Below are 7,812 nucleotides of genomic sequence, written 5' to 3'. Positions count from 1 at the left end.
TCCTTCAGCAGGTGCCGTGCGATGTGTACGCCAATTACTTCACCCAGGACCAGCCAGTTGCCCGTCTCGGCACCGGCGGCCGATTGCAGGGGAATGATCTGCGTGGCGCGGCATTCGAAGGCAACAGGCGATTCCGACACGCGCGGCGTTGCGATCACGCTCGAAGCAGTGGGCGTCAGGCCGGCCAGTGCGAACTCGTCCACTTCCGGAGGCGCCGGGGCGCACGTGATGTTCATGGCTTCGGCCAACGGGCGCGTCGCCAGGTTCCACACGAATTCGCCGGTCGCCTCGATGTTGCGCAGCGTATCTTTCCGGCCCTGGCTGGAAAAGCCGATGAGGGGCGGCACGTAATTGAACGCATTGAAGAAACTGTAGGGCGCCAGGTTCAGTACCCCTTCCGCGCTGCGGCTCGATATCCAGCCGATGGGACGCGGACCGATGATGGCGTTGAAGGGATCGTGCGGCAGGCCGTGCCCTTGCGCCGGTTGATAAAAATAATAGTCGTCGCTCACGCGAGCTCCTGGTCAAACGGCAGCAAGTTTCCTTATCCGCCGCGTAGTGTTTAACTGAAATGGCTGACGCCTTGCGCCGGGCCGCCGCGAAGCGCCCGCGCGCATTCGCCATGTCAGGCGAAGAATGCATCGCAGGGGCGACTACGCCGGTCCCGCGGCACGCGTTGCACCGAACATTTCCGCGATCGCCGTGCGCAGCCATGCGATGCCGGCATCCGCGGCGAACCGCTGATGCACATGCAGCTTGACCTCGATCGGAGGCAAGTCGAAGGGCAGCGGCAGCAGGCGGTAGGCACGCCCCCGGTTGAAACGCTCCGCTATGCTGCGCGGGAACATCAAGGCCAGGTCAGTGCTGCGCACGATCTCCGGCGCGGCGATAAAGTGCGGCAGCTTGAGCACGACATTGCGCTGGATCTCCAGCTGGCCCAGCCATTTCTCGGTCAGGCCATGCCCAGTCGCGCCGCTGTCGGTGACCACATAGCGCAAGCGCCCCAGCGCTTCGCGGGTCAATGCCCGCTTGCCTTCCGGGTGTCCGGAACGGAGCATGCACACATACTCGTCGTGGAACAGTGTCTGTGACTGGCAGTCGCTGGACAGGCCGGGAACATAGCCGAGCGCGAGATCGATTTCGCCCGAACGCATGCCGCTTTCAACGTTGGCCAGCGGGATCGGCACGATCTCGATCGCGATACCCGGCGCGCTCTCCTGGAACACCGCCAGTAGCGGCGGCAGGAAATAAAAGGCGGACATGTCCGACATCGAAATACGGAACCGGCGGGTCGATGTCGCGGCATCGAATCCCGCGTGGCGCTGCATCGCACCATAGAGCAGGTCGAGCGCGCGGTCGATCGGCCCATGCAGGCGCATGGCGGCTTCGGTCGGCTGCATGCCGTCCGCGGTGCGTACGAACAGCGGGTCTTCGAACGCGTCGCGCAGGCGCCGCAATCCGTGGCTCACGGCCGGCTGGGACAAGGCGAGGCGATCCGCCGCCAGCGTCAGGCTGCGCGTCTCCCATATCGCCAGGAACACCCGCATCAGGTTCAGGTCGACGGTCCCTGTATTCATTTTCTGCATAGTGCCGATTCCCGATCTTCAGTTGACGGTCATTTGGGGGAACGCCTATCGTTCCCTATCGATTCACCGTCCTGTCATAGAGCAAACAGGTCGAATACCGGACTGCCTTGCACGCAGACGAAGCACACAATTTTAATCGACCGGAGACACAAGATGAGCGCTTTTTGGGATCGCATCCGCATCGACGAGCCGGCCGGCACCATCCTCGATGGCGACCGCCGCTACCTGCTGATGCGCAGCGACGTGCTGATGGGCATGCTGCACGAACTGCCGGCCTCGCTGCGCAGCAAGGTGCTGGAGGCGCTCGCGGCGTCGACACGCCAGCACGGCGGCAAAAGCGTGCGTGCTTACCTCGAAGCCGGCAGCAGCGACAGCCTGGCGCACACAGTCATCGAAGGCGCCGCCGCTTTCGGGTGGGGCGTGTGGCACTTCAGTGCCGGCGCCAACGAAGCCCTGCTGGAAGTCGACAACAGTCCTTTCGCCGCCGGCCATGGCCCTTCCGACGTACCCGTGTGCGCGCCCATCGGCGGCATCTTCCACAGTCTGGCGCAGACCGTGCTGGGCAGCGACGTCCGGGTGACGGAAACGCATTGCGCGGCACAGCATGGCGACCGGTGCCGTTTCGTTGCCCGGCGCGCCGAGCCATCCGGGGCGCCCCTTTCCTGATACCCGCCCGATACACGCCTGATACCCGCGGCCCACGCAGGCATCCAACCCACGAACACTGCTGAACGAGGAGACATCATGTCCACATCCACCCTGCTTCATCCCGCCACACCGATCCACCCCACCCCGGTTCCGCGGTTCTCGGCCCCGGCAGCGCCGGCAACGCTCGACCAGGTGCTGGCCGAAGTCGCCCGGCGCAGGGAAGAATTCACCGCGCTCGGCCACGTGCCGCGCGACATGGTCGAACGCTTCAAGGAGGCCGGCATCTACCGCGCCGGCACACCGCGCTGCTTTGGTGGCGACGCGATGCCGCCGGCCGACTTCCTGCGCATCGTCGAGCGCATCGCGGCCGTCGATGGCTCCGCCGCCTGGGTCGCCAGCTTCGGCTCCGCCAACACCTACCTGGCCGCGCTGCCCAGGGCGACGCAAGCGTTCATCTATGCGGAAGGACCGGACCAGGTCTTCGCCGGCGCGCTGTATCCGCCCCAGCCGGCGGTGCGCGCCGCGGATGGCTGGCAAGTCACCGGCCAGTGGAAATTCGCCAGCGGCTGCATGGGTGCCAGCTGGCTGGGCGTGGGCATCGGCGGCGGACCGGGCGTCAAGCCGCTGGCCGCCATCCTGCCGGCCGCCCGGGTCGAGATCGTCGAGAACTGGGACGTGGTGGGCCTGGAGGGCACCGGCAGCCATGACCTGCGCGTGACCGACCAGTTCGTGGCGGACGACTGGACCTTCCAGCGCGGCAGCGGCGCCGTCATCGACGAACCGCTGTACCGCTACCCTGCCACCTGCTACCAGGCGCAAGTGCACGCCGCCGTCAATATCGGCCTGGCCCAGGCAGCGCTGGCGATCGTCAACGACATGTCGGCCGGCAAGGTCACCACGACCGGCGCGCCGCGCATGGCCGACCGCGCCTACTTCCGGATCGAACTGGCCAAGGCGCAGGCGACGTTCGAGGGTGCCCGGGCCTACTTCTACGAATCGGCCGAGGCGGTCTATGACGCGATCGTGGCCGGCAAGGACGTAACGCCGGAACAGATCGGCATGCTGAAGCTGAGCGCCACGCATGCCGCGCAAACTGCCGCCGACGTGGTACGGGACGCCTACCGGCTGGGCGGCATGGCCTCGATCTACAGCAAGCATCCGCTGCAGCGGATCGTGCGCGATTCGATGGTCGTGACCCAGCACGCCTTCCTCAGCAGCGGCAACTTCGACGGCGCCGGCGCGGTGCTCGTCGGTGTCCCGCCGTTCCCCGGTTTCCTGTAATCCCGCGAGGCAGCCATGAATACCGTTCCCGCTCCAACTCCTGCTCCCGGCATCGACGCCCTGCGCCTGCGCTTCCGCGAAGCGATGGCCAACCTGCCGGCAGCCGTCAACATCGTCACCACGGCCGGCCCGGCCGGGCGCTGCGGCATCACCGCCACGGCGGTCTGCTCCGTCAGCGATACGCCGCCGACACTGCTGTTCTGCATCAACCGAAACAGCACGACCCTGTCGGCCTTCGAGCAGAACCGGCAGCTCTGCATCAACGTGCTGCCGGCCGAATGCGACGACCTGGCCCGGCACTTCGCCGGCATGAGCGGCCTGTCGATGGAGGAACGCTTCCAGGCCGCGAACTGGATCGACGAGGGCGACGCCGTACCGCGCCTGGAGCACGCCCTGGTCAGCCTTTCCGGCCGCGTGGTCGACGTGGCGCAGGTGGGCACCCATTCGGTCATTTTTGCCCAGGTCGACGACATCGCCATCCGCCAGCAAGCCGACGCGCTGGTGTATTTCGATCGTACCTTCCGCCGGGTGACGCGGCAGGTCGAAGCACAGCCGGCGTGACCGTCCCGGTCACCCCGCCACAACTATAAAACCCACTCTCTCTCCAGGAGTCGCACCATGAAAAATCGCTCTCTCATCCGAACCGCCGCGCTGGCCGCGGTATTGTCCGCGCCTTTGCTGGGTTGGGCGGCGGACCTCAAGCTGGGCTTCATCACGTCGCTGTCGGGCCCTTCGTCCTCGCTGGGAATCCCGTACGCGAAGGGACTGCAGGCCGGCGTGACCTACCGGCCCGACATCGACGGCAAGAAAGTGCAGGTGGTGCAGCTCGACGATGCCTCCGATCCCACCACGGCCGCGCGCAATGCCCGCAAGCTGGTCGTCGAGGACAACGTCGATGCGCTGATCGGCACGGCCGGCACGCCGTCGGGCATCGCCATCGCCGGCGTCGCCCGCGAGCTGAAGGTGCCGTTCATCTCGGTCGCCCAGGTCAAGCCCGACGCCGGCAATGGCGGGTGGATGGTCAACGTGCCGCAGGCCACGCCGCTGATGGTCGATACGCTGGTCGGCCACATGCAGCGTTCAGGCGTCAAGACCGTTGCCTACATCGGTTTCTCGGATGCGTGGGGCGATATCGTCTATGACGCGCTGCTGGTTGCCGCGAAGAAGAACGGCATCAAGGTTGTCAGCAACGAACGCTATGCGCGCAACGACAGTTCCGTCACCGGCCAGGCGCTGAAGATCGTCGCCGCCCGGCCCGACGCGGTGCTGAGCGGCACGTCGGGCACGCCGGGCGCCCTGGCGTACCTCGGCCTGAAAGCGCGCGGCTATCGCGGCAAGATCTATGGCACCCATGGGATCATCAACCCGGACTTCATCCGCGTCGGCGGCGCGTCGCTGGAAAACCTGTATGCGCCCACTGGCCCCGTCGTCGTGGCGGACCAGCTGCCGGCGAACCACCTGTCGCGCAAGATCTCGCTCGATTTCCGCAGCGCGTACAAGAAGACCCACCAGGTCGACGCGACGGATGCGTTCGCGCCCTACGCCTTCGATGCCTGGCTGATCTTACTGGATGCCGCGCAACGCACCATGGCCCAGAAACAGCCCGGCACGCCGGAATTCCGCGCCGCCCTGCTCAATTCCCTGCTGTCCACCAAGGAGCTGGTCGGCACGCAGGGGGTGTATAACTTCCGTCCGGAGAACATCTTCAATACCGACCCGCGTTCGGTCGTCATGGTGAGACTCGAGAAAGGCAAGTGGAAGTACATGCCCTGATCGACGCCCCTGAAACGCCGATTCAACCCTTCAACAACAACAAGGAGACCACAACGATGTTCCACTGCATTCGCCCCGCTCTGGCAGCCCCGGCAGTTCCGGCCGCCCTGCTGGCCCTGGCCTTCGCCCTGCCCGCCGGTGCCGCCACCGGCCCCGTGGCCGCCATCGACAGCGGCAAGCTCGAAGGCGCCATCGACGCCGGCATCGCCAGCTGGAAGGGCATTCCGTATGCGGCGCCGCCAGTCGGCCAGCTGCGCTGGCGCGCGCCGCAACCGGTGGCCAGCTGGACCGGTGTTCGCGCAGCGACCAGCTTCGGCAACGACTGCATGCAGGTGCCGTTCCCACAGGACCTGGCACCACTCGCCACCAGGCCCGCGGAGGATTGCCTCTACGTGAATGTATGGAAGCCTGCCGCGGCACAGGACAAGCTTGCGGTGATCGTGTGGATCCATGGCGGCGGTTTCGTGAACGGCGGCACATCGCCGGCCATCACTTCCGGCGCACCGCTGGCGAAACGCGGCGTCATGGTGGTCAGCTTCAATTACCGGCTCGGCCGCTTCGGTTCCTTTGCCCACCCGGCGCTGGCGCAGGAAGCGGAAAACAGGGGCCAGTCCGGCAACTACGGCTACCTCGACCAGGTTGCGGCGCTCCAATGGGTGCAGCGCAATATCGCTGCATTCGGCGGCGATCCGGCAAACGTGACCATCATGGGTGAATCGGCGGGAGCCATCGCGGTCAGCACGATGCTGACGTCGCCGCTCACCCAGGGGCAGGGACTGTTCGCCAGGGCGGCCATCCTGTCGGGCGGCGAAGGCAGCATCCCCGGCCTGCCGTCGAGCCGGCCGGGAGCCGAGCAATGGAGCACCGAGTTCGCCAGCAAGCATCGCATTGCCGCGAACGATCCTGCCGCACTATCGAAGCTGCGCGGGCTGACGCCCGAGCAGGTGGTCGACGGGTTCAACCTGATGTCCATGTTCACGCCGGGTCCACGAGTACACGTCGGGCCGTTCGCCGACGGGCAGGTTGCCGTGGAGCCGTTGCCGGCCTATACGGCTGGCCGCTTCGTCAAGGTACCGGTGATGATCGGCGCGACCGATGACGACATGGGGGGACGGACCGGCTTCATGGTTGCCGGCGCCCGCAAGATCGCCGGCGTGCTGGCCGACCAGGGCGTGCCCGTGTACGCCTACCGTTTTTCCTACGTGCCGAAAGCGATCGAGTGGCCGGGCGGCGCCAAGCACGCAACCGATGTGACGTACTTCTTCGACACCGTCGCCAGTGCGCATGGCGACAAGACGACCCCGCGCGACATCGCCATGAGCAACGCGATTGCCACCTACCTGGTGAACTTCGCGAAGAACGGCGATCCGAACGGTGCGCAATTGCCGCAATGGCCGCGCTACCAGCGCGCCAGGGATGAAATCGTCGATTTCGCCGCTGCCGGCATGCCGGTCGTGCTGAAGGATCCGCTGGGTCCGGAAATCGACGCGGCGCAGCGCGCCATGCCGGCCGAACAGGCCAGATAGCCCCAGGCAGGCCACCGCCCCGGCTGCCCTGTCCCGGCAGGGCAGCCCGGTCGATACTCCAACCCGCACACTCGCCGCAGGACCACCGCACGATGGAGCCCCCTGTCGTCCACATCGTCGACAGCGACGACCTTGCACGCGCATCGCTGGCGCGGCTGCTGGATGCGGCGCAGATCCGTACCGCGTGCCATGCCGGCGCCGAGGCATTCCTGCAAGCCTACGACGCGCTGCTGCCCGCCTGCCTCGTGGTCGAGGCGGATCTCCCCGGCACCTGCGGCCTGCGTCTGCAGGAACACCTGCTGTCGATCGGCAGCGAGCTGCCCCTCATCTTCGTATCGCGCAGCGGCGACGTGCCGATGTCGGTGCGCGCCCTGCGCAATGGCGCGGTGGATTTCCTCCAGAAGCCCTACGACCAGCGCCGCATGATGGAAAGCATCCAGCTCGCCCTGGATGGCGTGCGAAGCCGCTACCCCGAGCGCGAGCGGCAGGCACGCCTGCGCGAGAAGTTCGCGCAACTGAGCCCGCGCGAGCGCGAAGTGCTCGATCATGTCCTGCGCGGCGACGTCAGCAAGACCATCGCGCGCGACCTGAACATCAGCGTCCGTACGGTCGACGTGCACCGGGCCAGGATCAAGGACAAGCTGCGCTGCCAGAACTCGGCCTCGCTGGTCAGGGATGCCGTGCTGGCGTTCGGGCTCGATATCCTGCATCCACGCGATTTCCCGAATCCCTGATTCCCCGACTCCCCGGTTCCCCCATGCCCCGAATCCCGACTCCCGCCGGGCATGGCTCCGGCAGTTCCGCTCTTTCCACATTTCCGGCCACGCCGTTTCCCTCTTCCTCCGTGCACCGGCTCCGGCGTGTGCTTGAAACGCAACAGGCCGCGCCGCGACGCGCGAACATGCCGGCAGTGCGGCTTTGTCACGCTTTCGGCGCCGCGTCCGCACGCTGGCCGCGAAGCGCTTGATTTCATTGCGAAAACGATTTCAGCACCGCCG

General features: G+C 66.5%; 8 protein-coding genes. 6 read left to right on the top strand and 2 right to left on the bottom strand.

Annotation, left to right across the window (positions count from 1 at the left end):
• Both ACY34H_RS29650 and ACY34H_RS29645 read right to left on the bottom strand, forming a co-directional pair.
• The coding region (locus ACY34H_RS29650) for a flavin reductase family protein (protein ID WP_464980997.1) at positions 1-512 on the bottom strand (512 nt) is incomplete at its 3' end.
• A gap of 141 nt (positions 513-653) precedes the next feature.
• Entirely contained in the window at positions 654-1,586 is a 933-nt protein-coding gene (locus ACY34H_RS29645) for a LysR family transcriptional regulator (RefSeq protein WP_464980996.1), read from the bottom strand.
• A gap of 153 nt (positions 1,587-1,739) precedes the next feature.
• Between ACY34H_RS29645 and ACY34H_RS29640 the strand changes: the two genes are divergently transcribed.
• The 6 genes from ACY34H_RS29640 to ACY34H_RS29615 all read left to right on the top strand — a co-directional run bounded on the left by ACY34H_RS29640 (position 1,740) and on the right by ACY34H_RS29615 (position 7,548).
• Positions 1,740-2,252 (top strand): V4R domain-containing protein, encoded by a 513-nt coding sequence (locus ACY34H_RS29640; protein WP_464980995.1) that lies wholly within the window; start codon positions 1,740-1,742, stop codon positions 2,250-2,252.
• A gap of 78 nt (positions 2,253-2,330) precedes the next feature.
• Positions 2,331-3,515 carry an acyl-CoA dehydrogenase family protein gene (locus tag ACY34H_RS29635; RefSeq protein ID WP_464980994.1) on the top strand — a complete coding sequence of 395 codons (1,185 nt, stop codon included), beginning with the start codon at positions 2,331-2,333 and terminating at the stop codon, positions 3,513-3,515.
• Between the two features lie 15 nt (positions 3,516-3,530).
• The gene (gene hpaC / locus ACY34H_RS29630; protein ID WP_464980993.1) at positions 3,531-4,076 is read left to right on the top strand and encodes a 4-hydroxyphenylacetate 3-monooxygenase, reductase component; all 546 of its coding nucleotides are present in this window, start codon (positions 3,531-3,533) and stop codon (positions 4,074-4,076) included.
• 57 nt (positions 4,077-4,133) lie between these two features.
• A complete protein-coding gene (locus ACY34H_RS29625) occupies positions 4,134-5,288 on the top strand; it encodes an ABC transporter substrate-binding protein (protein WP_464980992.1) in 1,155 nt (384 codons plus the stop codon).
• A complete protein-coding gene (locus ACY34H_RS29620) occupies positions 5,270-6,814 on the top strand; it encodes a carboxylesterase/lipase family protein (protein ID WP_464980991.1) in 1,545 nt (514 codons plus the stop codon). The genes ACY34H_RS29625 and ACY34H_RS29620 overlap by 19 nt, the downstream gene beginning before the upstream one ends.
• Positions 6,815-6,906: 92 nt before the next feature.
• Positions 6,907-7,548, top strand: a complete 642-nt coding sequence (locus tag ACY34H_RS29615; protein WP_464980990.1) for a response regulator transcription factor — start codon at positions 6,907-6,909, stop codon at positions 7,546-7,548.
• The last annotated feature ends 264 nt before the right edge of the window (positions 7,549-7,812 follow it).

Source organism: Pseudoduganella sp. jia 9 (assembly GCF_055502615.1).
This window is presented reverse-complemented; position numbering and strand designations above follow the sequence as displayed.

Bases quoted from the DNA above. Each gene is read 5' to 3' on its own strand.
- hpaC (WP_464980993.1), top strand. From the start codon at position 3,531: ATGAATACCGTTCCCGCTCCAACTCCTGCTCCCGGCATCGACGCCCTG.
- ACY34H_RS29625 (WP_464980992.1), top strand. From the start codon at position 4,134: ATGAAAAATCGCTCTCTCATCCGAACCGCCGCGCTGGCCGCGGTATTG.
- ACY34H_RS29640 (WP_464980995.1), top strand. From the start codon at position 1,740: ATGAGCGCTTTTTGGGATCGCATCCGCATCGACGAGCCGGCCGGCACC.
- ACY34H_RS29635 (WP_464980994.1), top strand. From the start codon at position 2,331: ATGTCCACATCCACCCTGCTTCATCCCGCCACACCGATCCACCCCACC.
- ACY34H_RS29645 (WP_464980996.1), bottom strand. From the start codon at position 1,586: ATGCAGAAAATGAATACAGGGACCGTCGACCTGAACCTGATGCGGGTG.
- ACY34H_RS29615 (WP_464980990.1), top strand. From the start codon at position 6,907: ATGGAGCCCCCTGTCGTCCACATCGTCGACAGCGACGACCTTGCACGC.